A 24,964-nucleotide genomic window follows, 5' to 3' on the forward strand; every position below is an offset into this window, starting at 1 on the left:
TGCCTTGTCTGATACTGTTACCATGCCCTGCAAACGACGGGGGGCCAGGATGAGCAAAACGGCAAGCAAATCTGGCGGAGTACTACCGGCGCTCACCAGCATCCGTTTTTTTGCTGCCTTGACCGTAGTGTTATCCCATTTCACCGAGTTGGGCTTACTCAACATGCCCACGCGGATCTTCCATTTCGTAGACGGCGATCGTCCCGCCGTTTCACTATTTTTCGTGCTTTCCGGATTCATCCTGACGTATACGTACCGGCAAACGATTGGTACCGAGGGCGGCCCGATGCGTTTCTATGTCGCTCGCTTCGCCCGAATCTATCCGGTTGTGCTTCTTGCACTGTGTCTGTCGGCGCTCGTCACCGCTTATCTGCTTAATGCGGGAAATGCATCGCTCCTGCTCGAGTGGTACGCGCTAAAGAACTGGATTTATATCTCACTCGCCGTAAGCCTGATCTGCCAACTGCTCTTGCTGAATGCCTGGTTTCCGTTTGCCGCAATTAATCAACCATGGAACGGACCCTCATGGAGCATCTCCTGCGAAGCATTCTTCTACGCGTTGTTTCCACTGCTGCTTCGCAGGCTGGGAGCAATGCGGTTGCGGGCGTTGTACTTTCTTTGTGCGGGACTCTGGATACTGCAGGGGCTGTGGATCGTGCTTCTACAACATGCGCTACCAGCGAGCCGCCACGGCTTTCTCGTCGCCGAATTCCCAATTACACATCTGTTCGAATTCGTCGTCGGCATATGCGCCGCGATCCAGTTTGACGCGTTGCGCACACGCGGCACCTCGCTCCACTCTCGCGGCTTATTACTGATTTCTTTGGCACTTGTTGCGATCGTTGTTCTGGCAATCACTAGCCCTGTGTCGCCCGCGTATTATCTGGAATCGCCGTTCTTCGCCGCTCTCATACTCGGCCTTGTCCTATTGGAGCGTCCAGTCATTGGCCTCCTGAATCAACGTTGGCTGGTTCTGCTCGGCGAAGCAAGCTATTCCCTCTACCTCATTCACGTGCCGTTAGCGCATCTGGCGCATATCGCCGGGTTCGGGCAATCGAATGGATGGATTGCGATGCTCTTCGTGATAGGTCTGAGCGCCGTGATCTTTAAGTATTTTGAAGAGCCAATGCGGAGGCGGATCCGCGCGAGGTTATCAACCGCGCCGTCAATACGGCCGGCAACGATGCTACATGATCGGGCCGCATGACGTTGCGGCAAGCGCAGGCGCGGCTCGCCGTCGGCAAAACAGGAAAGCAGAATCAGAGCAGAACAATCACAGCGCCGCAGGCAAATTAGTCACCTTGGCATTGCGCAAATAGAGAAAAGTAGAAAGCCCAACCGCCGCGGCAGCGGCAACAGCTGCAAAAAGAAAAACCGATCCATAGCCGAATTCGCCAGCGATATACCCGGCCAACGGCCCAGTAATCCCCAGCGAGAGATCGAGAAACACCGAGTAAGCCGACAAAGCAGCCCCGCGGCTAGCGGGCGGCACAAGCCCGACGGCTTCCACCCCAAGAGCGGGGAAAACCAAAGCAAACCCAAATCCGGTCAACGCCGCCCCGGCAAGAGCAATGTGAGGTTCAGGCGCCAGCCACAGCATCAGCAAGCCAACGCACTCGAACGAAAACGACGCAATCGCGACGCGAAAGCCGCCGTACGTCTTGATCGTATTGGCAAACAACAGCCGCGCGCCAATAAACAGCGTGCCGAATACCGTCAGCGACAACGCGGCATTCGGCCAATGCCGCGCCGCGTAAAACAGCGTGATGAACGTCGCTATAGATCCAAAGCCTGCTGACCCGAGTGCGAGGCCAATCCCGTGCGGCAATACGCGCGTGAACACACTGCGGTACGACATCCGCTCACCATGCACGAGCGGCACCGACGCCATTGGGCGAGCAAGGAAGTAGCCGAGCGCGGCCAGCGCGATCACCACAATGCCCAACGCCGCAAACCCCACCGTGTGCGAGATCGCGACACCCAGCGGCGCGCCGATTGCCAGCGCGCCATAAGTCGCAATGCCATTCCACGAAATCACCCGCGCATTGTTACTGGTGCCGACCCGGCCGATACCCCACAGAATCGCACCGGTGCCGCACAGGCTTTCGCCGAAACCGAGCAGCAGGCGGCTCAGCGCGAGAATCGACAGGCTCAGTACCGGCCATCGTCCGCAAAGCACCGCGAGCAGCAACAGCACGCCGCTCGCCGCGCAGCCGAGCAAGCCGATCGACACCGTCTTCTTGGGCCCGAGCGTGTCAGCCGAGCGGCCGGCGACCGGCCGCGTTGCCAGCGTCGCGAAGTACTGCACGCTGATTGCCAGACCGGCCAGCACAGCGCTGTAACCAAGGTCGTCGTGGACATAACCAGGCAGCACGGCGAGCGGAATCCCGATCGTCAGATAGCAAAGAAACGTGAAAAAAACGACCGGAATGATCTGCATGGTCGTCGCAAATTCGCTGTGAGGTGTCGCTGAGTCAGTGGACATGGGGAAAACGAGACTTGAAAACGGCGGGAACGCGTGATTCTCCCATGGAACCGATTCCCCTGCAGGGGCTGCTGAATAACTTGACTGCCCGATTAACGGTGCCAGATGGATAGAGTGGTCCGCTTTCGCCGGGCACACGCCGACTTTTGCGCCCCAGCGCGAGGGGCTCCCACGCGTTCGTGGCTAAAAATCAGCAAAAGTTGAATAAGTATGGCAAAACAGGCGGGTCAACATAAGCCAGCTGCGCCGCAAATCCTTCTCTATATCGTTTTGCGGATATGTCCCGCATGCGATCCCCGCTATGGGTTGTATTTATTGACGGTGATAGTTTTCGAACCGTCACCGCAGTACGTCCCATGGACACAGAACATTCGAGAGTAACGACACATGACTGAGCCGATTCGCTTCTACCACCGCAACGCGATCCGCGAGATCGAGGACGCGCCCGTCACCCGCACGGTCCTGCAGTATCTGCGCGAGGACGCGCATTGCACCGGCACCAAGGAAGGCTGCGCCGAAGGCGATTGCGGCGCGTGCACGGTCGTGGTCGGCGAACGCAATGAGAAGGGCGGCGTCGACTTCAAGGCGGTCAACGCCTGCATCCAGTTCGTGCCGACGCTCGACGGCCGTGCGCTCTTCACCGTAGAAGACCTGCGCCAGCCGGACGGCTCGCTGCACCCGGTTCAGGAGGCGATGGTCGAGTGTCACGGCTCGCAGTGCGGTTTCTGCACGCCGGGCTTCGTCATGTCGATGTGGTCGCTGTACGAAAAGCACGGCCACGAACATAGCTGCGCGAACAAAACCGTGCCGTCGCGTGAAGCGATCAGCAACGCGCTGACCGGCAATCTGTGCCGCTGCACGGGCTACCGGCCGATCGTCGACGCGGCCGTGCGCATGTTCCAGGCGCCCGCGCCGAAAGCGCCGGTCAACGTCGAAGCACTGGCGAAGACGCTCGCCACACTCGAACGCACGGACACGTTCCACTACCAGCACGCCGGCCAGCGGTTCGACGCGCCGCGCACCGTCGAAGCCCTCGCGAGGATCAAGGAAGCGGAACCCGCCGCGCGGATTCTTGCCGGTAGCACCGACATCGGCCTGTGGGTCACCAAACAGATGCGCGAACTCGGCAACATCGTCTACGTGGGACAGATCGCCGAGCTGCAAAAGCTCGAAACCAGCGACGACTGGATCGAGATCGGCGCCGGCGTCACCGTCGAACGCGCGTACGCGGAAATTGCCAGGCAATATCCGGAGCTGACCGAAATGTGGCAACGCTTCGCGTCGCTGCCGATCCGCAATGCCGGCACGCTCGGCGGCAATATCGCGAACGGCTCGCCGATCGGCGATTCGATGCCCGGCCTGATCGCGCTCGGCGCGCGCGTGATCGTGCGCGGCGGTGAGATCGAACGCGACATGCCGCTCGAAGATCTGTACCTCGCGTATCAGAAGAAGGATATGGCGGAGCACGAGTTCGTCGTCGGGCTGAAGGTGCCGACGCGCACCGGCGCACGCAAGCATCTGCAATTCCGCACCTACAAACTCTCGAAGCGCTTCGACTCGGATATCTCGGCGGTGTGCGCTGCGTTCTCGTTCATCGCCGACGCTCACGTGATCCGCGAGCCGCGCATCGCCTTCGGTGGCATGGCCGCCACGCCGAAGCGCGCGACGCACGCCGAGGCCGTGCTGCGCGATGCCGAATGGCACGAAGCCACCGCGCAGGCCGCGATGCTCGCGCTCGGCGACGACTACGCGCCGCTTTCCGACATGCGCGCGACCAGCCACTATCGCCTCGAATCCGCCAAAAACACGCTGTACCGCTTCTGGCTCGAAACGCGTCCGAACAATCCGCTGCCGAAGAGCGCGCTGGATGTTCGCGCGGTCGCCGCTGCCTGCGCGCCTGCCGGCGCCAACGCCTGAGAAGCCCAAAAGGATACGGAGAACACAAGAATGAATCAGCACGCCGAACCGTTTCTGAAGGACCTTCAGGACCAGGAGGACTTTACTCAGGTCCACGTCTCGCGTCCGCACGAATCCGCGCATCTGCACGTAAGCGGCCGCGCGACCTACACCGACGACATCCCGACGCTCGCCGGCACGCTGCACGCCGCACTCGGCCTGTCGCCGAAAGCGCACGCGAAGATCGTCTCGATGTCGCTCGACAAGGTGCGCGCGACGCCCGGCGTGGTCGCGATCTTCACCGCCGACGATATTCCCGGCGTCAACGACGTCGGCCCGATCGTCCACGGCGACGATCCGATTCTCGCCGACGGTGTCGTGCAATACGTCGGCCAGCCGATGTTCATCGTGGTCGCTACGTCGCATGAAGCGGCGCGTCTGGCTGCACGCCGTGCCGAAGTCGTCTACGAAGAGCTGCCGGCGATTCTCACCGCGCAGCAGGCACGCGCCGCGAATCGACATGTCCTGCCGCCGATGAAACTCGCACGCGGCGAAGCCGGCACGAAAATCGCCCGCGCGGCGCATCGTGAAGCCGGCGAAATGCTGCTCGGCGGCCAGGAGCAGTTCTATCTGGAAGGTCAGATTTCGTACGCGGTGCCGAAGGACGACGACGGCATGCACGTCTACTGTTCGACCCAGCATCCGACCGAAATGCAGCACATGGTCGCGCACGCGTTGGGCGTGGCGTCGCACAACGTGCTGATCGAATGCCGGCGGATGGGCGGCGGCTTCGGCGGCAAGGAATCGCAATCGGGTCTGTTCGCGTGCTGCGCGGCGCTGGCCGCGTGGAAGCTGCTGTGCCCGGTCAAGCTGCGTCCGGACCGCGACGACGACATGATGGTTACCGGCAAACGCCACGATTTCCACTACACGTATGAAGTCGGCTACGACGACAAGGGCGTTATCGACGGCGTGACGGTCGACATGACCTCCCGCTGCGGTTTCTCCGCCGACCTGTCCGGTCCGGTGATGACGCGCGCGCTGTGTCACTTCGACAACGCGTACTGGTTGTCCGACGTGTCGATCGACGGCTTCTGCGGCAAGACCAATACGCAGTCGAATACGGCGTTCCGCGGCTTCGGCGGCCCGCAAGGCGCGTTCGCGATCGAATACATCATGGACAACGTCGCGCGTTCGGTCGGCGAGGATGCGCTCGACGTGCGCCGCCGCAATCTGTATGGCAAGACCGAGCGCAACCAGACGCCGTACGGCCAGGTGGTCGAAGACAACGTGATTCACGAACTGATCGACGAACTCGAGGCGACCAGCGAATACCGTGCGCGGCGCGCGGAGATCGACGCGTTCAATGCGAACAACGACGTGCTGAAGAAAGGCCTGGCACTCACACCTGTCAAGTTCGGCATCGCGTTCAACGTGACGCACTTCAATCAGGCCGGCGCGCTGGTGCACATCTACACCGACGGCTCGGTACTGGTGAACCACGGCGGCACCGAAATGGGCCAGGGCCTGAACACGAAGGTCGCGCAGGTCGTCGCGCATGAACTGGGCGTCGGCTTCAACCGCATTCGGGTCACGGCCACCGACACCAGCAAGATCGCCAATACGTCCGCCACCGCTGCGTCGACCGGTTCCGATCTGAACGGCAAGGCCGCGCAGGATGCCGCGCGCCAGTTGCGCGAGCGTCTGTCGGCATTTGCGGCCGAACGCTTCGGCGCAGGGCAGGTGAGCGCCGCGGATGTGCGCTTCGCGCACGACCGCGTGCGGGTCGGCGATGTCGTGGTGCCGTTCGAGGAAGTGATCGCGAAGGCCTACGTCGCTCGCATCCAGCTCTGGTCGGATGGTTTCTACGCGACGCCGAAACTCTACTGGGATCAATCGAAGCTGCAAGGCCGTCCGTTCTATTACTACTCGTACGGCGCGGCCGTGTCGGAAGTCGTGATCGACACGCTGACCGGCGAAATGCGCGTGCTGCGCGCGGACGCGTTGCACGACGTGGGCGCGTCGCTCAATCCGGCACTCGACGTCGGTCAGGTGGAAGGCGCGTTCATTCAGGGCATGGGCTGGCTCACGACCGAAGAACTGTGGTGGAACGCCGGCGGTAAGCTGATGACGCATGCGCCGTCCACCTACAAGATTCCGACCGTCAACGATACGCCGCCGGACTTCCGCGTGCGGCTGTTCAGAAACCGCAATGCGGAGGACAGCATCCATCGTTCGAAGGCGACCGGCGAGCCGCCGTTGCTGCTGCCGTTCTCGGTGTTCTTTGCGATTCGCGACGCAGTGTCGGCCGTGGGCGGCCACAAGGTCAATCCGCCGCTGAACGCGCCCGCGACGAGCGAGGAAATCCTCAAGGCGGTAGGCGCGGTGCGGGCCGCGACTGCGGCGGCACGGCAGTAGCCGGCAGCGCTAAGATACTCACTGGAATGATCGCCATGAACGACTTATCTTCCGTTCAGATCGGCCGGCGCAGCGCCGTGAAAGCGCCGCCTGCGGCGCCGATGCACATCGTGCTGTTCGGCGCTGGCCACGTCGGCCATGCGCTCGTCACGCTGCTCGGGCACTTGCCGTGCGTCGTCCAGTGGGTCGACGAACGCGACGAACTGTTTCCCGACGAAACGCCCGCCAACGTGCAGGTCGAGGCGACCGATACGCCCGACGCGATCGTCGACACGGCGCCGCCCGGCGCTTACTTCCTCGTGATGACGCACAATCACGCGCTCGACTTCTCGCTCGCCGAGCGCATCATGCGGCGGCGCGATTTCACCTACTTCGGCGTGATCGGCTCGAAGACCAAGCGCGTGAAATTCGAGCGTCGCCTATTGGATCGCGGCGTGGCTCTGGGCCGGCTGGTCGAAATGACGTGCCCGATCGGCGTGGCGGGCATCGTCGATAAGGCGCCGCCGGCCATTGCGGTTGCGGTGTGTGCGGAGTTGCTGCAGATTCGCGCGCGGCAGGCCGCGGCACGGGCGGCGACGCACAAGCTCTGCGCGAGCGTTTGAGCGGTCAAATAAAGCGATCGAATAAAAAAACCTCAGCCCACTGCGGCTGACGTTTTCTTTTCCTGCGGCCGTTTCACGCGCCGCGCCTTGTGCGCCACCAATTCGTCCGACACTTGCGACATCAAGGTCCGCAGCCAGCCGACGTCGCTCGGCCGATCCGGCTGCGGATGCCACAACTGATAGCACTTGATGCGCGGAAACGGAATCGGCACCTCGACGACCGCCAGCGGCAGGATGTGCGCGTAGTGGGTCGCGAAGCGGCGCGTGGTGGTGAAGATCAGATCCGATTGCAGCAGCGTTTGCGGCACGAGGCCGAAGTAAGGCAGCGTGGCGACGATGCGCCGTTCGGCGCGCGCCCTCGCGAAACCGATGTCGATGGCGCCGCCGCGCGCGCCGCTATAAGGCGTCGGCGCGAGATGCGGTGCGGCCAGGTACGCTTCGCGTGTCAACGGCGTGCGCGTCAACGGATGATCGGCGCGCATCAGGCATACCACCGTGTCCGAGAACAGATCGGTCTTGCCGAAGCGCGGATCGGGTTTCGGCCAGTTGCCGATCACCAGATCGAGTTCGCCCGCATCGAGCGCGGCCGAGTGATCGAGCATCGGGCTCAACGAATCGATTTCCAGACGCGCATGCGGAGCCGCCTCGCGAAACTGCGCGATCACGGTCGGCATGAAGAAGTCGTTCAGATAGTCGGGTGCGGCCACCCGAAAGGTGCGGCGCGAGCGGCCAGGGTCGAAGTCGCCATGCGGCGTCGCGACGAAATCGACTTCGCGCAGCACGCGTTGCGCGGACGCCAGCAGCGATTCGCCGTATTCCGTCGGCACCATGCCCGATTTGCCGCGCACGAGGATCGGATCGTTCAGCGTCTCGCGGAGTTTGCGCAGCGCGGTGCTGATGGCGGGTTGGGTCTGATTCAGCCGCAGCGCGGTCTGGGTGACGCTGCGCTCGACCAGCAGCGTGCGCAGCACGCGCACGAGCCAGATATCGAGGGAGGCGGCGGTGTCGTCCATGGTTCAGGCGAGGCGGTGCAAGCGGATCGGGTTCGGGTGAGGCGCCATAAGGAGCCGCCCGCGAGACGGCTCGCGCAGCAACGCGCAAAGGTCATAACCTTAGGCCCGATTGCAGTGCGGCGGCCATAGCGGACACGGTATAGCCGGCATCAGCACGGTATGGGCGGCGGCCATGGCGCGCTTCATGACGTGCTCAGCGCGCCGAACCTGTCTAAATCCTACACTTCGCCTACGGTGGTGTTCGCGACACCCAAAGGCAGCGAACTGATCCGCTTCACTTCTTGCGAATCGAGCCAGTTCGGCGTGCGTGCGCAATACAGCACCATCGGCAGTGCGTCTTCGCCCCAGAACAATTGTTTGTTCATGTAAAAAGTCGGCACGCCATAGACGCCCAAGCTGATCGCATTCGCTGTATTGCGCTGCAATTTCGCCTTGACCTCTTCGCTTTTGATCAACTCGGGCCCGTCCGGCTGGCCGACGCGTTCACACAGTTCTGCGAACGCTGCATCGCTCGACGGATCGCGGCCTTCACGCCAGATAAAGCGAAAGATATCGCGCACGAAGCTGATGTCGCCGTTCACCGCGGTGGCGAGCAACAGCGGCTTCATCGAGTCGAACGGATGAGCCGGCGGCATCTTGAACGGAATGCCGAGCTGCTCCGCGCGGAACAGCGCATGCCGGTACATGAACACCCGCTTGGTGGGCACGTTGTAAGCCGGTAGTTGCCCCCAGTGGCGATACAGGTCGTTCAGCACGACCGGCGTGAACACGAAGTCGAAGCCCGGCCATTTGTCGTGTTGCTCGAGCAACAGGTACGTGAACGGCGAGCCAAAATCGTAAAACCACAGCGGTTGCCTGGCGTCGATGCCAACGGTCATGAATGTCTCCCGGATTGCCTGTTCCGAACGGTGTGCGTCTGCTAAACCGTCGAATCTGTAATGATCTTACGCGGTGCGGCCGCTGCTTGCAGCGGTCAATATGGTTTAGAGGCCGGTTTTGGGCCGCTCACTGCCAGTGCCGTGAACGTCAGGCCCGGCTCGGCGCGGGCAATGCCGGCCCCGAAGCGGGGTGCGCGTCTGAAGACTCTGTGCCTCGTCACCCGCTTTGCCGCCTTCGCGTGCCTCACCTATTTCAGCCGCCTCATTCGCCTCCTCCGTGTCACTCGTCTCAGGCGGCTCCGGTCCATCGCCCGGTTCGTCCGACGCTTCGCGCAGGGCCTCGCGGCTATGCGTAAGCCGCTGGCGCACGAAGCCGATATGTTCGCGCAGCACGTAGAACTGGTCCGCATAGGCGAGCGGCATCTTCAGGCCGTTGACCGACTCCTCGATCGCGTCCAGCCGCTCGATCAGCGAGGCGCGTTCGGCGGCCGAATACTCGCTGAGCGCGCTGCGTTCGATCGCGATCAGCGCGCCGTACCAGCGATAGATGCGCGATTTCACCCGCCACGCATACAGCGACGGCACGACGCGCAGCGCCGGAATCAGCAGCACGATCAGCGGCACCACGACGACCAGCAGCCGGTCGGCGAGACTCGCGAGCCAGAACGGCAGGATCCGGTAGAGGAAGCCTTTGCCCGACTTGTAGAAGCGCGCGGCATCGTCGCTGATTGGGAAGTCGTGCGCGAGCGGCGCGGGGAATTCGCCGGCACGCTGCATGATGCTCGCTTTGCCGTGCACTTCGCGCGCGGCTTCGATCAGCAGATCGGAGAGCGCGGGATGCAACGAGTCGCGCGCCACCAGCTCGGCGGTCGGCGCCACCATGTGAATCGGCGCGGACGGCAGATTTTTGCCGAGGTCGAACGCGCCCATCGGCATCTCGAGTTGCGTCAGATACGGAAAACGGCGGGTGTACGCATCGGCCTGGGTGAAGTCGTAGAACTGCACGTTCGGCGTGCGATACAGCTTGCCCATCACCGCCGGTTGCGCCGAATCGCCAGCCAGAAAGGCCGCGTCGACTTTACCGGAGATGAGTGCCTGCGCGGCGTCGTCACCGGAGAGCGGCAGCAGTTTAGTGGCGCCGCCCGGCTCGATGCCGTTCGCCTTGAGCAGCGCGAGCGCCAGTTCCCGCGTGCCGCTGCCTTCGGCGCCGACCGCGACACGCGAACCCTTGAATTCGGACAGCCGCGTGACGGTCGGGCCGTGGTAGAAAATCGCCAGCGGCACATACGCCACGCTGCCGAGCGACATCAGAGCGTCGCTCGCCGGGCCGGGCGCGACGCCGTCCTGCACGAAGCCGACATCGACGTTCGAGTTCGGATCCGATAGGCGCTTGAGATTCTGCAACGAGCCTTCCGACGGCAACACGTTCAACGTGATGCGGTTGCGCGCGAGAATGGCCTTGTACTTTTGTGCGGCGGTCCAGAAGGTGCTGCCTTCGGGGCCGGCGCTGATCGTCAGCGTATTGGGCGGGGCGGGCTGGATCAGACGCACGGCGACCCAGATCGCCGCGATGGCGACCAGCAGGATCGGACCGAACGAGACCGCCAGATCGCGCCACGAGATTGCGACGAAACGGGCGACGATGCGGGGAGGGCGTTTGCGGCCGGTGGCAGGCTTCATCGGATGACGTGACGGGCTTACGGTCGAAGGTGAACAGGGTTGCGGCGGCACTTTAGCGTGGCGCAAGTCGAGGCGCTCGCGCCATGGCTGGCTTGATGCCGGGGCGCCGCGCGGCAGCTCGCATTCGCGGCGATGGTACCTGAGATTCGCGCGGCGGCGGCGCGCACGGCGATGGTGAGCGCCGACAAACCCGTAACAAATCGTGAGAACGCGCGCGAAAAAACGCCTGAACAGGCGCTTGAGCGGAGCATGACTGTTGCGCGAACGATCCCCACTCGAAGTATGACGGGCGCATCGACACCGGCACGAACCACCGTCGACGGCACCCGGCACACGCCTGGAGCATGACTAAACCCTTTGCGCTTCTGGCTCGGCTAGATTAAATTGTGCATCGCTGCCGCGATTAGACGTTTGCGCAGCGCGACCCGGCACGACATAGCAGAACCGGGCGCTCTGGCGGACTTCGCGGCATGCCGGCCTTGATGCCGCATGCATGACTGTTATCGCATGCGGCTAGCGGCGGCTGGCTTCTCTCGCCTCTCGCATACCGTGTTGCAGCCATAGTCGGCCATCGCTCAGCCACGCCTTGTCGCGTCCGGGCCCGGCCGCCGGTAGTCGTAACGAAGCCGCTTGGTAGAGGCGGTCCAATGTGAAGCAAAAGGAGAAATTATGAAATCGGTCGGTTTTCTGAAAACGCTGGGCTCGGTTGTGGCGATGGTGGTGGCGTGCAATGTGTACGCTCAGTCAAGCGATGCGATGGCAAGTGGCGCGATGGCCGCCCCGGCCGCCCCGGCCGCGACCACCAAGAAGGCCAATAGCCAGCTCGGCCACAAGGTGCGCAGCGCGCTCTCCAAGGCGCAAGGCATCGACGTGTCGAACATCGCGGTGCGCGCTCGCGGCGGTGCGGTGACGTTGACGGGTTCGGTGCCTGACCAGGGCCAGATCGACAAGGCGGGCGAAGTTGCCAAGGGCGTTGCGGGTGTGACGTCGGTGTCGAACAAGCTGAGCGTTGAGCAGCAGTAAGCCGGCGGCACGAGGGGCAATAAGCGCAATAAGTGCGTGAAGCGCATGAAGTGCCGCAGGGCGCCATGCGCGGCACGCTTCATGAAGCGTGCAATCCGTTGCCGCTTTGCGCCATCTTGATGCATGCCAGCAAACGGGCTCCGGCGAATCGCCGGGGCCCGTTTTTTTAGTTTTATTTTTCGCGGCGGCGATTTTTGAAACGGTGATGATGGATCGGGGCGGTTCGAGCCGGAAGGCAGCACCGCAACGAACCGTCCGGTGTGCGCTATGACACACAACTGACGCGTTGTGAGGCGTACCGTGATAAGTGGTGAAACGGAGTCAATGCCATGGAAACCACGCTTTTGCGCTATACCGATCTAGCCATCAGCGATCGGGCGGCTTTCGAACTGGTGTGCGCGCGGCACGGTTTCGCGCCTGCGCATTTTGATATCAGCGTCTGCGCGGATCCGGACGACGCCGCGCACGAACGCCTCGTCACGGTGCGGCGCGGCGGCTGGGCGCAGTCCTATCGCGACCATCACGGTCAATGGGTGCGGCAGTTCGAGACCGATCTGACCTGCCGCTTTTTCAAATAGCCGGCGGGTTGGCGCGTCGGCCTGGCGTTCAGGTCAGCACGAGGCGCACGCCGACCAGCGTCAGGGTGGCGGCGAGCAGGTTGCGCAGCAGCACATCGGGCGCGCGCGACGACAGATAACTGCCGACGGCGATGCCCGGCAGCGATCCGACCAGCAACGACAACAGCATCGACCAGTCGACCGAACCCAGCAGCCAGTGCCCCGCGCCTGCCAGCAGCGTGAGCGGCACTGCATGCGCGATGTCTGAACCGACGATGCGCGTGGTCGGCAGCAGCGGGTACAGCAGCAACAGCACCGTCACGCCGATGGCGCCCGCTCCCACCGAAGTCAGCGACACCAGCACGCCGAGCATCGCTCCGGTCAGCATGGTCAGCGCGAGCGTGCGGCCTTGCTTCGGCACCGGCAGATGGCGCGCACCGAGCGCCGCGAGTTGCGGCCGGAACACCAGCGCCACCGCCGTCACCAGCAGCGCTACGCCCAGCACGATCTGGATCAGCCGGCTTGCGCCCGGCGTGTCCATGCCGAAACGATGTAACAGGATCAGCGTGATGGTCGCTGCCGGCACGCTGCCGGCAGCCAGACGCAGTGTGATCTGCCAGTCGACGGAGCCTTTCAGGCCGTGCACCAGCGTGCCGGTCGCCTTGGTCGCGGCTGCGTACAGCAGATCGGTGCCGACGGCGGTGGCCGGATGCACGTTGAACAGCAGGACCAGGATCGGCGTCATCAGCGAGCCGCCGCCGACGCCCGTCAGTCCGACCAGAAAGCCGACGAACAAGCCGGATACGGAATACAGCAGATCGATGTGGGGAAAGGCCATTGAGCAGACCGGTGACGGTCGGGTGGGTTGGGTCGGTAGAGCGGCAATACCGGCACCCGCGTGCCGTCGATGGTCGACGGACAGGCGCGTTGTCGGCGCGGCGAAAGGCGCTATTGTCGCAAAACTGCCGCGCTTGCGTATAAAACCGTCAGTCGGCGCGGCTTCGGCGGACTTTTATGTGGCGTCGGTCAGCGCGCCTTTCGCCACCGCCTATGACATCTCCTTGACCTCGGCCGCTTAAAGCGCGCGGCGAACTTCGACGATGCCGAACGCCGCCAGCGTGATCCCGACAAGCCGGTCGATCGCGAGCCGCAGCTTGCTGCCGATCGCGTGACGCGCGAGCGACACCGCGGTCACGAGAAAACACCACCACGCGATCGAGCCGCAAAACACGCCGCTGACCGTCGTCAACGCGATGCTCGATGAAAACGCGCCGCGCGGCGCCAGTGTCGTGAACAACGCGGCGAACATGATGACGGTCTGCGGATTGGTGAGCGTGAGCAGCAGCGAACTGGCGTACGCGCGCAGCGCGCCGGCGCGGCCGATCTGCGCGAGCTTGCCGTCGCCGTTCGGCGCGTCGGCGGATGGCTTTTGCAGCAGTGTGCGCACGCCGAGGTAAAGCAGAAAGAGGCCCGCCGCGAGTTGCAAAGGCCGGTCGTAGGCGAGCATGAACTGCGAAATGCCGACCAGGCCGAGCGCCGCGATCAGGCCATAGAACGCATCGCCGCTGGCAATGCCGAAGCCGATCGCCAGTCCCGCGCGCGGACCGCCGGTCAGCGTGCGGCGGATGCACAGCATGCCCATTGGGCCGACCGGTGCGGCGATTGCGAGGCCGACGCCCGCGGCGGTGAAGAAGAGGCTGGTGGTGGACATGGAGATTGCCGGTTAATTGTTCTGGCCTGGTCGTTTCCCGTGCGGCGCCGCTTGTTTGCCTTGGTTGCGCACGCCAGACGCGTGCGTCAGCATGGCCAGACCGATAATCTCCGGCAAGACGGCGCGCGGAAAACCTGCGCAACGCCGCGTGCACCGGGCATAGGGCGCCGGGCGTTGCACGAACGGCATACGAGCGGGCGCGGCAAGGAAGTGCAGAGTGCGTTATTCGAAAACTGCGTGCTGCTGTGCCGGCGACGGCCAGTGGCGCGCGATGTCGCGTTGGAGGATATTTCCAAATAGCTTTCTGCTGATGCAGTTGAGGGCCCGCCTTGCGGGGCGGGCTTGCTTTGTTTAGTGCTTCTTTTGCGTCGCGGACGTGCTCGGTGCTACGCGGATCGGCGGCGCGCCTGAGGGCGAAGTGGCCGGTTTGGGTTTCTTTTCCTGTTTGGGTTTTTTCGCTTCGCGGTTGCTGCGGAGTTGACCTTTTGCCATGATGGACTCCCAATTTGGCTTTTTTCGCTCCGCGATGGAGCAGTAGAGTAGTGTGCGCTGGTTTTATTTTTAATGTTTAGTTTTTTGCGCATAGCGGGTGGGAAAGGCCAACGCCGGAAGGCTGAGCTCGCCCGAGTCGCACGGAGCAGTGCATGTCTGACAAACAACGTCAGCCGGCAAGGATCTTCCGGGCCGGCTGACGTTTTTTCCTTCTGCTTGATGACCTGGCTTCGGTGCCTAGCTGCCGGCGTATCCCACTGGAACCGTTGCGTTGGACTTGGCGACGGACGCGTTGTTCGACACCACATACACCGGCGATTCCGTCAGGGTGAGCGTCAGCGCACCATTGCTGTAATTGGCGGTCGACGCATTACCCATCATATCGACGATTTTCACTGTGCCGCTGGTGCCCGGCGCGTCGACGGTCAGGCTGTACGCCACGCTATAGGTCGAACTGAACCCGGCGCTCGCGCTCCACACGCTGTTGTTATGCGCCCACAACGCGGTGATTACCGCGCCGTTGCCCACCTGCTGGAACGCGTAGGCGTAGACGCCGGTCGGCGTGCCGTTCACCGGGCCCAGCGTGGTGGTGCCGTCGAGTGCGCGCGTCATCGCGCCGATCGCCATCGCTACCGGCTTCGGACTGATGTTCGACGCACCGAACGCGCCCTGCGCATCGTTCAGATCGAAGAACGTGCCGTAGCCGACTTCGCCCGGGTAGTCCGCGCCGTAGAACACATAGGTCTGGTCCGCGCCTTCGCCGAGCGTGATGATGTGCATGCGCGCCGCAACCGCAGCTTGCGCGTACAACACGTTCGCGCTCGGGTAGTTCGGACCGTACGCGCTGCCGAGGTCGTAGCTGATGCCGGCTTCCGTCGAGAACAGCTTCATGCCCGGACGGTAATCCGTGGCCATTTCCGCGCGCAGATTGCGCATCTGGCCGCGCAGCGAACCGCTGGCGGTCGACGGATCGGCGTCGTAGCGCTCAGGCGGATGCGAAGGCGAGGTACCCGCGTCGTAGTAGCCGTGCGTGGCGACGGCGTCGATATAGCTGCCGAAGCCGAGCGGCGCGAGACGCTTCAGCCGCGTCGTGGTCAAGCTCGGGAACGCATCGGTGGGGCCCATCACGACGGCATGCGGATCGGTCGAATGAATGCCTTGAGAGACGGCCTTGTACAGCGCGATGAAGTTCGCATCGGTGTCCGTCCACATCTGGTTCGGCTCCCACGTCACCTGGTAGTAGTTAGCCGATTGCTGCGGGAAGTATGCGGTGCGAATGGTGTTCGATTCCGTGCCTACCCGGCTCATGTAGCTCTGATAGTACGAAAGATCGGTCGGCACGCCGGTGTCGTCCTGGTACGCGCCGGTGCTGCTCGCCCACGCGGGAATCCCGTCGAGGCGGATCAGGCGCATCACGTTGCCGGTCTTGTAGAACGGGTCGAGCGTGCTGGTGGAAGGATTGAAGGTGTTCCGTCCATTCGGCTCCATCGTCGAGAGCTGGCGATCGTCGATGGTCGACGAAATGCCCAGCGCGGCGAGCAGCGGACCGCTGTCGTTCGCGCCTTGCATGCCGAAGCGGTGCTGTTCCTGATGCGCGTAGGTGACGGCAGGAACGACGCCGGACAGGTCCGGCGTCACCCCGAAAGTCGCGATGCCGACCGGACGCGTGCCGGCTTGCGGCAACTGGCCGCCGTTCTGCGCGAGCGTGCCCGACGCGGCGAAATAGCCGGCGAGCGTCGAGGTGCAATTGAGCGTGATGGTCCGCGAACCGCTGGGCACGGCGGTGCTGCCGCTCGCCGCAACCTTGCCGACGGTGTCCGTGACGGACCAGTTCAGCGTATCCGCGGACGACACGTTGGTGCTGAAGGCAAGCTGGAAGGTGCTGCCTGAAGCGAAGATGCGGGTGCCGTCGGCGCTAGGCGTGTCGGCGGAGATGACGGCGCTGCCGGAGCCCGCCGAAGTGGCCGGCGCAGCGCAGCTGAGCTTTGCGTTAGGGTTGGCGGAAAGCGCTGACGTCGAGGCCGGATTGGCGCTTGTGCCGGTGCTTCCCGAGGCGTTCGAGGTGGCAGCACTGCTGCCGGAGCTGCCGCCGCCACCGCCACAGCCTGCGAGTGCCAATGAGAGTGTAGAGAGTAGAAGTAGATGTGATTTCATCAATCAGTAAGCCATGCGTTAGCTACATGTTCTTCCGGTGTCTCGCACAAGCCGCGTCGCGAGACGGATTGAACATTGGGTTCAAATGGCAAGCCAGCCGATGACCGGGCCGTCGGCATTGGCCGTCTTGAGCGCGCAACTGTCCGGCTGCGCGATGAGTGATGCTTTGCTGGGTTATCGGCGTCCCGCGAATATTTCTGCAGGAGCACCGCTTGTCTGACGATTCGCGCGGCCGGCAGAGCCGGCGTGGCGGAATAAAGCGATCAGAAACGTACGACGAAAACAGGCAGCGTCTTAATGAACAGTAGGATTCACATCGCCGCGCGCGAACTCATCGCGCACGTCAATGAACTTTTTACTGTCCCCTAAAGCGAAGCAGGTTTTATTGAGGAAAAGCGATGGCAACGATACGCATTAGTATGTTTAAAAGAAGTAACGAGCTGTAACGTATGAACAATGACGCAGTACTAATTGCATTGTTCATAAAAAATAAAGCCTCTGCCGGCACCTGTTCTTTTCCGCCATGAAAAATTGGGGTCAATAATTTAACGCGACGGATACCTAACTATCGAGTTGGCGCAAGACGGCGAAAAATTGGCGTTGGCGCTCATTGCACAGCCGATAGTGCCTTGGAGTTGGCGCAATAGTGCTGGAGCTTCGGTGTAACGTTTATTCGGCGATAGTGACTTCGCAGCGGAACTGTCGCTGTCTTTTGCGGACAATGCCGCGCCGCGTAAGAAATCGGGGCGCGCCAGATCAACCGATGATGGAGATGCCGACGACTCTTTGGGCTGGTGCGATTGCCGGGTCGGCATGTCCATTTGCTGCGTAAGAAATGCGGTTATCCCGAGAGATAAATCGTGCGAATTCTTCAGCTTGTTCACGCACCGCGGCTATCCGGAGCGGAAGTCCTGGTAAAAGGTCTCGCCATTCATCATCAGCGCGCTGGCCATCAAGTGTGTATGGCATCGCTGCTCCCGCAGCAGGACGATTTCGCCGTTATTCGCGCTGAACTCCAGGCCGCAGGGGTGACCTGCCTCTTCCCCAAAACCCGCTACGGCCGGGTGGGCAAACTGCTGCACCTGTATCGCGTGGTGCGCCGGTTCCGGCCTGATTTCATCGTGGCTCACGCAACGCTTGCCGCGCTATATGTACGCCTTCTGCCCGTCCATACGCCGATCGTGTGGGTGATGCACTCCGGCGTGAACGACTTCGAGAACGGCGCGCTCAAGCAGGCAGAGCGTCTGCTGTCGCGGCGGGCGAGGGCGGTGATCGGCGTGTCGCAGAAAAATATCGACGAATACCTGAGGGAGATCGGCCAACACCCTGCTCTGGTGGTCATTCCTAATGGCGTGGATGCGTCGCAGTTCGCGGCGGACTTCGACGCGCCGGCGCCGGATACCGGTGTAGCGGCCAAGCAGATTGTTCAGCTTGGCCGCTACATGGAAGGGAAAAGCCAGTTGGACACGATCCGCGCGTTTGCGCGCGTGTTGCAGAGCGAGCCTGAAGCGCGCTTGCTGCTATGTGGTGTCGTTGAAGACGTCGCGTATCACGACGCCGTGCTGTCGCTGGTCGACCAGCTCAGGTTGGGGAGCCACGTGACCGTGTGCGGACCCAGATCGGATGTCGCCGCCATCCTCCGATCGTCGCGTGTCTTCGCGATGCCTTCGCGCTTCGAAGCGCAGAGCATCGGTTTTCTCGAGGCGCTCGCATCGGGCATTCCGGTCGTGGCTAGCCGGATTCCGTCGTTCAGTTTCGCAAGCGGCTTTGCCGGCGTCAGTCTCGTCGATACGAGCGATCCGGAGGCCTATGGCCGGGCCTTGCTCGCGGCGCTGAAAACGCCGCGGGCGAATCGGCAACTGGCGGGATATACGCTGCATGACACCGCGGATCGCTATATGACGATTGCGCGGAAGTTCGTCCGGCCGCTTGCGGTTTCGGCGTGAGCGGCATCGGATCGAGCGGCTTGCGCTACTGCGCCAGCCGGTCGATCCGCACAGTCTCCGAGAAGAGCCCCGGCAGTTCGCCGAGATCCTGCGCGGTTCCCAACGCGAAACCTTCCCCGGCCGGGTAGCGCAGCAGCGCCGCTGAGCCGCCGGTGAAATAGAAGTCGCCGAGTGTCGCGTCGGTCCTTCGATAGAGCACCAGCGCCGTATTCCGGTTGTCGCGCACGAGCGCCGGAAAAACATCCGACCATGACATGCCGCGTAATGCCGCCGCCTGTACAGGTGCTTTCGCCGCGTCTGCAAGGTTCACGGTAGAAATGTCGATGACGGCGTCGTCGCTCGCGCTGTCGAGATGCGGCGTCAACAGGACCAGCGCGTCGCTGTCTTTGCCATGCAGAGCGCCGATTGCCGCCTTGACGAAGTCGGGTACGAAACGCGCCGGCAGAACCCGGCGTTCGCCGATTAGCAGATGCGCGCCATCGTTGGCGATTTGGGTGAGCGCGAGTCTGCCGCCTGAACCGTCGAGCGCAACCAATGACGCCCGCGAGCCCTCGGTGTGGACCGGCAGAAAGTTCGCGTTTTGCGGCAAATTCTTTGCTTGCGCCCATAAGGCCGGCGCGGGACTGGCTGCGCCCGTGGACGATGCGATCCAGAGGTCGAGCCCGCTATCGGCTCGTCTCTGGGCAATCAGCACACTGGCTCGTCCTCTTCCGGTGAAGTCGGCCGCAACATACTGCTGTGCCAGTTCGGGCTTCAAAACACGGCTTGTCTGTAGCCAGAGACGCGGCGCCTCGAACCTGTCCCCTGCGTTGCGCAGTAACCAGAACGCGGTCCCGCCGCGGCGCGCGGCGATGACCATCAGGTCCGCCCGGCCGTCGCCGTCGAAATCTCCCAGCAGGAAACGCACGCTGTCGAAGCACAGCTTGTCGTCGGCGCAGCTCGGCGTTGTCGAACGGTAATCGAATGGGACGGGGTTGGCGTACCAGAGCGCGGGGCGCGCCGCTTTCGACAGCGACGCCGCATACACGTTGAATCCGGGCCCGTCGTGCTGTCGTTGAATATAGATGGCGGATGGCTCGCCGTGGCCGGCGATATCGCCGTACATTGCCGTCGCGAGCCGCAGATCGGTTGCCTGGGTGCGTTGCGTGGTTGCCCATCGGTAGCGGGTAGTGAGCAAGGTGCAGCCGCGCATGGTGAGCTTGCCGTCGTTCTCGCCGAGGCAATGCCGCTGCGGCGTGTAGACGAGGCCGAAGTCCCAGGGCGTCCAGCGCTGAGCCGAGTCCCATTCGTCGCATGTCTCGGAGATCAGGAAGCCGTCGCGCTCGGCGATGCATTGCGATGTCGCGACGCTGACCAGCGCGGCGTTGTGCGCATTGCCGGGATAGACCGCCAGCGGTTGCCAACGCCATTGTTGCGCTGGCGAGCCCGTGCATGCGGCAAGGAGGGGTTCACGGCCGGCGCCGTCGGCGCTCAGGCAGCGGTTCGACGCTGCATTGAACAGTTGAACAGGATGCGACTGGAAATCCGCGGCGGGACGGTCGGTGCGATCGGCGAACGCATAGCGGCGCGCCACCCAGTTGCCGTTCCACTGATACTCGCCGAAAACATGTGACGCGTCGTTGCCGTCGATAGCAAAGTAGCTGGCGACGATGTCGCGCTTGCGCTGCACCTCGGCGGCGGGAAGATTGGCGGGCCATCCGCCGGTAGGATAGGTGATGTGGTATTCGATGGGCACGCCCTTGTTGAGCGTCTGGGCGACGTGACGCGTGATACGCGCGGAGAAAATGTGATCGGGATGCTCGATAAACGGCACGGTGTCCGGATTGAGCGTGAAGATCAGCGTGGCATCGGCGAGTATCGCTCTGAGCGTCGCCGACAGGGAGGCACGATCGTATTGCACACGAACGGAGCCGTCCGCGTTCATCGGGTAAGTCGAAAGCGTTGCGCGTTGTTCCCACAGCAGGCCGAGCGGTTCGCGGCCGCCGCGCACGCCGCCGCCGGGCAGGCGTAACTCGAGCAGGCGCACTTGTGGCTTTGCCTTCAGCACCATTTGATGAACCAGCTTGCCGGCGATCGGAATGTTTGATTCGGCCCAGTCGTCACGCACGCCGGCCATGCGTGCGTAAGCGAGCCGGGACGCCCGCTCGCGGGTCTGCACGTAGGCGAAGTCCGCGCCGTTGGCGCCGCCGATCAGATGGACGGTCGTGATGCACCAGCCGGCGTCGAGACGTTCGCTGATGGCGGGGTCCACGAACAGCAGATCGTCGTCGAGATGGGCGACGACGGTGACGAGCGTGCCGGCGCGGCAGTCGGCAGCGCGCGCCGAACCAGCTAGGACGGCGAAGAAAATAAACAGGAAGAAAACAATGGATGAATCTCGAACGAGCCTGGCTGCCATTGATCGCATGTGGATTCGAGCCCTGACGGTGAGCTCGATCTTACTGCACTCGAGTGGCGCGGCACGTTAGCGAACTTACAGTAGGAATCGGACTGCGCGCCGGCCGGCAACGGCGCATAAGTCAATGCCGGCGCCCGCAGGCGCTAGCGGAAATACGCCTTGGTATTCTCGTGGACGTCCTCGTACGCCAGCAATTCGGCAGGTGTGAGCCATAGATACTCGCTGTGCTGATCGAGTCGTCCGACCGGCGCGGAACTGCCGAGGCTGCTGAGCGGCAGCGAATAAACGAGGACGATGTAGTGGGTCGAGATATCCGGCTCGGCTGCGAAGTTGTCGTTGTAGTGGTGCTCGAATACCCCTTCGAAGTGTGCAACTGAGCGTCGGAGTTTCGCGATGCCCAGTTCGGCATCGACGATGCGGGCGAACGCGGCGTCGAGTGTTTCGTCCTTGAGGATGCGCCCGCCGGGTACGAACCATGTGCCGCGAGCGGGGCGGTTGCGGCGACGGCCAAGCAACACGCGGCCCGCGGTATCGTTGACGATCAGATCGATCGCGACCAGAGGCGTCAGGCGGAGCACGTCCAGGAAATCGATCTCTGTCAGCATGTCATCTCCTGCGGGTCGAGCGGGGATTGAGCGTGGGTGAACGGCGGTCGAACCTGGGGGCACTAATCATCGTGATGGTCCGCGCCGTGTTTGGTGAGCCGATCGGAAACATTCCCCAGCAACAGCGCAAGAACGATCGCGCCGATCGTCACGAAGAGCAATGAACCGATCATCGCGGCAAGCACCAGCATGGTCCATGCGAGGCCGTTCATCTTCGGGCTCCAGCGCGTTGATACGCGTGCGAACGAGTATCCGCCTGGAGTTTACGCGAGCAAAAGGCAGGCGGCCCTGTCACGACACGCCGGAGTATCGTCACTTCTCGACATCTGCTTGTCCGCTGCCGACGCGCCGCGCGCGGGCGCTTATCGCGGCACGTAGCCCTCCGGCGTCATGACCGCGCCCCTGAAAACCTCTGCATTGGCGGAGACCACGTAGATAGGCGCCGGAGACAGCTTGAGGCTGGCCACACCGTCGCGATACGGCAGTGTCGACGCGTTTCCCATCATGTCGAACGCGGTGACTTCGCCCGACGTGCCCGGCGCATCGACCCTTAAACGATAGTCGACGCTTTGGCTCGTACTAAAACCCGCCTTGGCGTTCCACTTCTCGTTGTCGTGAGTCCAGAGCGCGGTCACCACCTTGCCGCCGCCGAGGCGGCGGAATGCGTAGGCATAGACACCGCTGGACACGTGCTTGAGCGGCCCGAGCGTTTCGGTTCCGTCGATGATCCGGGTCATCGCCGCGGTCGCGAGCGCAGCGGGCTTCGGGCTAATGCGAGTCGGGCCGTAGGCGCCGGCCGGATGATCGAGTTCGAAGAAAAGCCCGTAGCCGGGCGCGGCATCCGGCATATCCGCGAGATAGAAAAGGTAGGTCATGTCCGCGCCTTCGCCCAGCAGGATCAGGTGCGTGCGCGCGACGACGGCAGCCTGTGCGTACAGCACGTTCCAGCCCGGATAGTTTTTACCGTAGGATGCGCCGATGTCGTAACTGATGCCGGTTTCGGTCACGAACAGCGGCGCACCGGGCTTCAGGTACTGGTGCATCTGGTGGCGCAGCGCGCGCATCGCTGCGGGCAACGCATTCGCCGCCACGGCCGGATCGCTTGCATTGGCGAGCCGCTCGGGCGGATGCGACGGCGACGTCCCCGCATCGTAGTAACCGTGAATGCTCAGGCCATCCAGGTAACGGCCGATACCGAGCGGACCCAGCCGGCCGAGCCACTGGACGTTGCCTTGTACCGACGAGTAGGTCAAACCCATTACCACGGCATGCGGATCGGTGGAGTGGATGCCGCGCCAGACTGCCTCGTACAACGCGACGAAATTCGCATCGGTGTCGCGCCACGGCAGCCCGCCATCCGCGTCAGGCTCCCAGGTCACCTGATAGTAGTTGTCCCGCTGTGTTGGGAAATACGTCATGCGCACGCGGTTGGACTCCGTGCCCACTTTGGCCATGTAGTCCTTGAATTGCGTGAGCGAGGTCGGCGCATAGCTGTGAGTCTCTTTGCCGGTCGGGCTTGCCCACTTGGGAATCCCGTCGAGCTGGATCAGACGCATGATGCCGCCGCGCCGGAAGAAGGAGATCAGCTGCTTGGCCGCTGGATCGAACGTGCCGGCCTTTTGGGGTTCCTCCATATACCAGTTGCGATTGTCGTTCGCCCACCACAGGCCGAGCGCCGTATAGACCGGCCGATAGCCGTCGCCATCGCAGCAGTGCTGGCCGGGCGCCAGATAGGCGGTGCCTTGTCCGCCGAATCGATGCAGGTCTTCGTACGGAAAGCGGACGGGCGGCAATGCGGCGGACGTGTCGGGCAGCACGCCGAAAGTAACGATGCCCGCCGGACGTGTGCCGCGCGACTCGAGCTGTCCGTGCGCACGTTCCAGCGAAGCGGAAATCGCGAAGTAGCCGGCGAGTGTCGACGCACAGGTGAGTGTCGATATGGAGGCGCCTGCGGGGACGGGGAAGCGGCCGCTTGCGCGCACGACATTCCAGCTGTCGCGTATCTGCCAGTTGAGCGTATCGTCTTGCGTCGGGCGCGTCGTGAAGACGACCGCAAACGGCTTGCCTGACGCGAACAGGCGTGTTCCGTCGCTCGGCGTGTCTGCTTCGAGCAGGTCACCGCCGGCGGCCGCGCCAGCCTGCAAGGAGGGCGCGGCGCAACGCAGGCCCTGGCCGCCAGGCACGCGCGATGCGGGGCGCGCGACAGCCGCTTCCGGCACCGCACTCTGCGGCGCGTCTTTGCTCGGGAGAAGCGCAACGGCGCAATGCTTGTCCTCGCCGAATGCCGGGTCGCCGAATACGCTATTGCTGCATTCGGTACCGTTCGAAAAGGTCTTGACCACGTGGCGCCCGGCCGTGCCATACAGCACGTCGCGCGTGCCGGCAAACCGGCACGTTTCGTTTTCCGCCGCGCACGGCGTCCATGTCCGGCCGTCGGCTGTGATGTTGGCGGCGCTGTTGGCAATGACATCGGCATTGCTCGCGCCGTCCTGCTCAGAAGCGCCAGCCGCATTGCAGTTTGCGCCGGCCAGGCAGATGATACATACCGTTGCCCAGGCGGCGACACGCTGCGCGGTGATCCGAGTGGTAAAGGCGCTGGCGAGTAGTCGCAGCGCACGATATTCACGTAAGTTCGGCATATATTCCCCATCCTCGTTCAGTGGGTGCCGCCACGGCAAAAATTGCCTCGCGCGCGTCGGTGAACAGCTACTTGACCAGGTTAGACCCGCCTTCAGTACCCATACAGCAAACTGTTGCGTAAACCTCATAGTGTATTTCCGCAATTCCTTGGCGGAATCATGCCGTCTCTCATACGACAGAATTCGCCACTGGCCCGTCTATTGCCGTACGGGTCTGAAGTTGTCTTACTTGCGTGTTTCACGTTTGAAACATTAATCGTCGTGTTTATATTCTGAAGCCTCACTAGCAGCGAATTAAATAATTTCTTCTCGCTAGAATTGTTTATATTTAAGACTCGCTTTAGATGCTCTCGCCGGCTAATGGTAATGTCGGAAGAAAGCTCACTGCCGGGTTCCAGAAGGAAGACGCGCATAGGACAAGGCAGCTGCACTCATTCTGTCGGTTGCATTGGGAAAAGTCACTTCAA

20 protein-coding genes are annotated in these 24,964 nt (G+C 62.9%); 8 read left to right on the top strand and 12 right to left on the bottom strand.

Annotation, left to right across the window (positions count from 1 at the left end):
• Positions 1-49 precede the first annotated feature (49 nt).
• Complete coding sequence (locus SB772_RS14150; protein ID WP_410833865.1) at positions 50-1,207, top strand: acyltransferase family protein; 1,158 nt, start codon at positions 50-52, stop codon at positions 1,205-1,207.
• A gap of 66 nt (positions 1,208-1,273) precedes the next feature.
• Here the strand turns inward: SB772_RS14150 and SB772_RS14155 are convergent, their stop codons facing one another.
• Positions 1,274-2,485 (bottom strand): MFS transporter, encoded by a 1,212-nt coding sequence (locus tag SB772_RS14155; protein ID WP_410833866.1) that lies wholly within the window; start codon positions 2,483-2,485, stop codon positions 1,274-1,276.
• Between the two features lie 387 nt (positions 2,486-2,872).
• Here SB772_RS14155 and xdhA point away from each other — a divergent pair, with 387 nt between their 5' ends.
• The 3 genes from xdhA to xdhC are packed head-to-tail and all read left to right on the top strand — an operon-like array spanning position 2,873 to position 7,401.
• Complete coding sequence (gene xdhA / locus SB772_RS14160) at positions 2,873-4,402, top strand: xanthine dehydrogenase small subunit (RefSeq protein WP_410833867.1); 1,530 nt, start codon at positions 2,873-2,875, stop codon at positions 4,400-4,402.
• A gap of 30 nt (positions 4,403-4,432) precedes the next feature.
• Positions 4,433-6,799, top strand: coding sequence for a xanthine dehydrogenase molybdopterin binding subunit (xdhB, locus tag SB772_RS14165; protein ID WP_410833868.1), 2,367 nt, complete (start codon positions 4,433-4,435; stop codon positions 6,797-6,799).
• A gap of 35 nt (positions 6,800-6,834) precedes the next feature.
• Positions 6,835-7,401, top strand: coding sequence for a xanthine dehydrogenase accessory protein XdhC (gene xdhC / locus SB772_RS14170; protein ID WP_410833869.1), 567 nt, complete (start codon positions 6,835-6,837; stop codon positions 7,399-7,401).
• 32 nt (positions 7,402-7,433) lie between these two features.
• On the opposite strand, the gene SB772_RS14175 is transcribed toward xdhC, so the two are convergent.
• From SB772_RS14175 to SB772_RS14185, 3 genes are all read right to left on the bottom strand, one after another.
• Complete coding sequence (locus SB772_RS14175) at positions 7,434-8,414, bottom strand: LysR family transcriptional regulator (protein WP_410833870.1); 981 nt, start codon at positions 8,412-8,414, stop codon at positions 7,434-7,436.
• 218 nt (positions 8,415-8,632) lie between these two features.
• Positions 8,633-9,292 (bottom strand): 2-hydroxychromene-2-carboxylate isomerase, encoded by a 660-nt coding sequence (locus SB772_RS14180; RefSeq protein WP_410833871.1) that lies wholly within the window; start codon positions 9,290-9,292, stop codon positions 8,633-8,635.
• Between the two features lie 105 nt (positions 9,293-9,397).
• Entirely contained in the window at positions 9,398-11,206 is a 1,809-nt protein-coding gene (locus SB772_RS14185) for a TAXI family TRAP transporter solute-binding subunit (RefSeq protein ID WP_410834007.1), read from the bottom strand.
• 435 nt (positions 11,207-11,641) lie between these two features.
• On the opposite strand from SB772_RS14185, the gene SB772_RS14190 reads away from it, so the two are divergent.
• Both SB772_RS14190 and SB772_RS14195 read left to right on the top strand, forming a co-directional pair.
• On the top strand, positions 11,642-11,995 hold the full coding sequence (locus SB772_RS14190; protein ID WP_410833872.1) for a BON domain-containing protein: 354 nt from the start codon (positions 11,642-11,644) through the stop codon (positions 11,993-11,995).
• Between the two features lie 329 nt (positions 11,996-12,324).
• A complete protein-coding gene (locus tag SB772_RS14195; RefSeq protein ID WP_410833873.1) occupies positions 12,325-12,573 on the top strand; it encodes a hypothetical protein in 249 nt (82 codons plus the stop codon).
• Between the two features lie 28 nt (positions 12,574-12,601).
• Here the strand turns inward: SB772_RS14195 and SB772_RS14200 are convergent, their stop codons facing one another.
• The 3 genes from SB772_RS14200 to SB772_RS14210 all read right to left on the bottom strand — a co-directional run bounded on the left by SB772_RS14200 (position 12,602) and on the right by SB772_RS14210 (position 16,534).
• Positions 12,602-13,390 (bottom strand): sulfite exporter TauE/SafE family protein, encoded by a 789-nt coding sequence (locus SB772_RS14200; protein WP_410833874.1) that lies wholly within the window; start codon positions 13,388-13,390, stop codon positions 12,602-12,604.
• Between the two features lie 237 nt (positions 13,391-13,627).
• Positions 13,628-14,263, bottom strand: a complete 636-nt coding sequence (locus SB772_RS14205; protein WP_410833875.1) for a LysE family translocator — start codon at positions 14,261-14,263, stop codon at positions 13,628-13,630.
• Between the two features lie 729 nt (positions 14,264-14,992).
• Positions 14,993-16,534, bottom strand: a complete 1,542-nt coding sequence (locus tag SB772_RS14210; protein WP_410833876.1) for a hypothetical protein — start codon at positions 16,532-16,534, stop codon at positions 14,993-14,995.
• Between SB772_RS14210 and SB772_RS14215 the strand changes: the two genes are divergently transcribed.
• Positions 16,503-16,919, top strand: a complete 417-nt coding sequence (locus SB772_RS14215) for a hypothetical protein (RefSeq protein ID WP_410833877.1) — start codon at positions 16,503-16,505, stop codon at positions 16,917-16,919. The two genes, SB772_RS14210 and SB772_RS14215, sit on opposite strands and share 32 nt — an antisense overlap.
• A 535-nt stretch (positions 16,920-17,454) precedes the next feature.
• On the opposite strand, the gene SB772_RS14220 is transcribed toward SB772_RS14215, so the two are convergent.
• Entirely contained in the window at positions 17,455-17,793 is a 339-nt protein-coding gene (locus SB772_RS14220; protein WP_410834015.1) for a hypothetical protein, read from the bottom strand.
• Between SB772_RS14220 and SB772_RS14225 the strand changes: the two genes are divergently transcribed.
• On the top strand, positions 17,770-18,855 hold the full coding sequence (locus SB772_RS14225; protein WP_410833878.1) for a glycosyltransferase family 4 protein: 1,086 nt from the start codon (positions 17,770-17,772) through the stop codon (positions 18,853-18,855). The two genes, SB772_RS14220 and SB772_RS14225, sit on opposite strands and share 24 nt — an antisense overlap.
• A gap of 25 nt (positions 18,856-18,880) precedes the next feature.
• Here SB772_RS14225 and SB772_RS14230 read toward each other — a convergent pair whose 3' ends face one another.
• The 4 genes from SB772_RS14230 to SB772_RS14245 all read right to left on the bottom strand — a co-directional run bounded on the left by SB772_RS14230 (position 18,881) and on the right by SB772_RS14245 (position 24,497).
• On the bottom strand, positions 18,881-21,262 hold the full coding sequence (locus SB772_RS14230) for a PIG-L family deacetylase (protein WP_410833879.1): 2,382 nt from the start codon (positions 21,260-21,262) through the stop codon (positions 18,881-18,883).
• Between the two features lie 134 nt (positions 21,263-21,396).
• Positions 21,397-21,858 (bottom strand): GDP-mannose mannosyl hydrolase, encoded by a 462-nt coding sequence (locus SB772_RS14235; protein ID WP_410833880.1) that lies wholly within the window; start codon positions 21,856-21,858, stop codon positions 21,397-21,399.
• Between the two features lie 62 nt (positions 21,859-21,920).
• Positions 21,921-22,070 carry a hypothetical protein gene (locus tag SB772_RS14240; RefSeq protein ID WP_410833881.1) on the bottom strand — a complete coding sequence of 50 codons (150 nt, stop codon included), beginning with the start codon at positions 22,068-22,070 and terminating at the stop codon, positions 21,921-21,923.
• Positions 22,071-22,220: 150 nt separating this feature from the next.
• Positions 22,221-24,497 carry a hypothetical protein gene (locus SB772_RS14245; protein ID WP_410833882.1) on the bottom strand — a complete coding sequence of 759 codons (2,277 nt, stop codon included), beginning with the start codon at positions 24,495-24,497 and terminating at the stop codon, positions 22,221-22,223.
• Between the last annotated feature and the right edge of the window lie 467 nt (positions 24,498-24,964).

The sequence above is a fragment of the Paraburkholderia sp. SIMBA_030 genome (assembly GCF_046535245.1).
Classification (GTDB): domain Bacteria; phylum Pseudomonadota; class Gammaproteobacteria; order Burkholderiales; family Burkholderiaceae; genus Paraburkholderia.

Bases quoted from the DNA above. Each gene is read 5' to 3' on its own strand.
- SB772_RS14235 (WP_410833880.1), bottom strand. From the start codon at position 21,858: ATGCTGACAGAGATCGATTTCCTGGACGTGCTCCGCCTGACGCCTCTG.
- SB772_RS14230 (WP_410833879.1), bottom strand. From the start codon at position 21,262: ATGCGATCAATGGCAGCCAGGCTCGTTCGAGATTCATCCATTGTTTTC.
- xdhB (WP_410833868.1), top strand. From the start codon at position 4,433: ATGAATCAGCACGCCGAACCGTTTCTGAAGGACCTTCAGGACCAGGAG.
- SB772_RS14200 (WP_410833874.1), bottom strand. From the start codon at position 13,390: ATGGCCTTTCCCCACATCGATCTGCTGTATTCCGTATCCGGCTTGTTC.
- SB772_RS14190 (WP_410833872.1), top strand. From the start codon at position 11,642: ATGAAATCGGTCGGTTTTCTGAAAACGCTGGGCTCGGTTGTGGCGATG.
- xdhC (WP_410833869.1), top strand. From the start codon at position 6,835: ATGAACGACTTATCTTCCGTTCAGATCGGCCGGCGCAGCGCCGTGAAA.
- SB772_RS14245 (WP_410833882.1), bottom strand. From the start codon at position 24,497: ATGCCGAACTTACGTGAATATCGTGCGCTGCGACTACTCGCCAGCGCC.
- SB772_RS14180 (WP_410833871.1), bottom strand. From the start codon at position 9,292: ATGACCGTTGGCATCGACGCCAGGCAACCGCTGTGGTTTTACGATTTT.
- SB772_RS14195 (WP_410833873.1), top strand. From the start codon at position 12,325: ATGGAAACCACGCTTTTGCGCTATACCGATCTAGCCATCAGCGATCGG.
- SB772_RS14175 (WP_410833870.1), bottom strand. From the start codon at position 8,414: ATGGACGACACCGCCGCCTCCCTCGATATCTGGCTCGTGCGCGTGCTG.
- SB772_RS14240 (WP_410833881.1), bottom strand. From the start codon at position 22,070: ATGAACGGCCTCGCATGGACCATGCTGGTGCTTGCCGCGATGATCGGT.
- SB772_RS14205 (WP_410833875.1), bottom strand. From the start codon at position 14,263: ATGTCCACCACCAGCCTCTTCTTCACCGCCGCGGGCGTCGGCCTCGCA.
- SB772_RS14155 (WP_410833866.1), bottom strand. From the start codon at position 2,485: ATGTCCACTGACTCAGCGACACCTCACAGCGAATTTGCGACGACCATG.
- xdhA (WP_410833867.1), top strand. From the start codon at position 2,873: ATGACTGAGCCGATTCGCTTCTACCACCGCAACGCGATCCGCGAGATC.
- SB772_RS14150 (WP_410833865.1), top strand. From the start codon at position 50: ATGAGCAAAACGGCAAGCAAATCTGGCGGAGTACTACCGGCGCTCACC.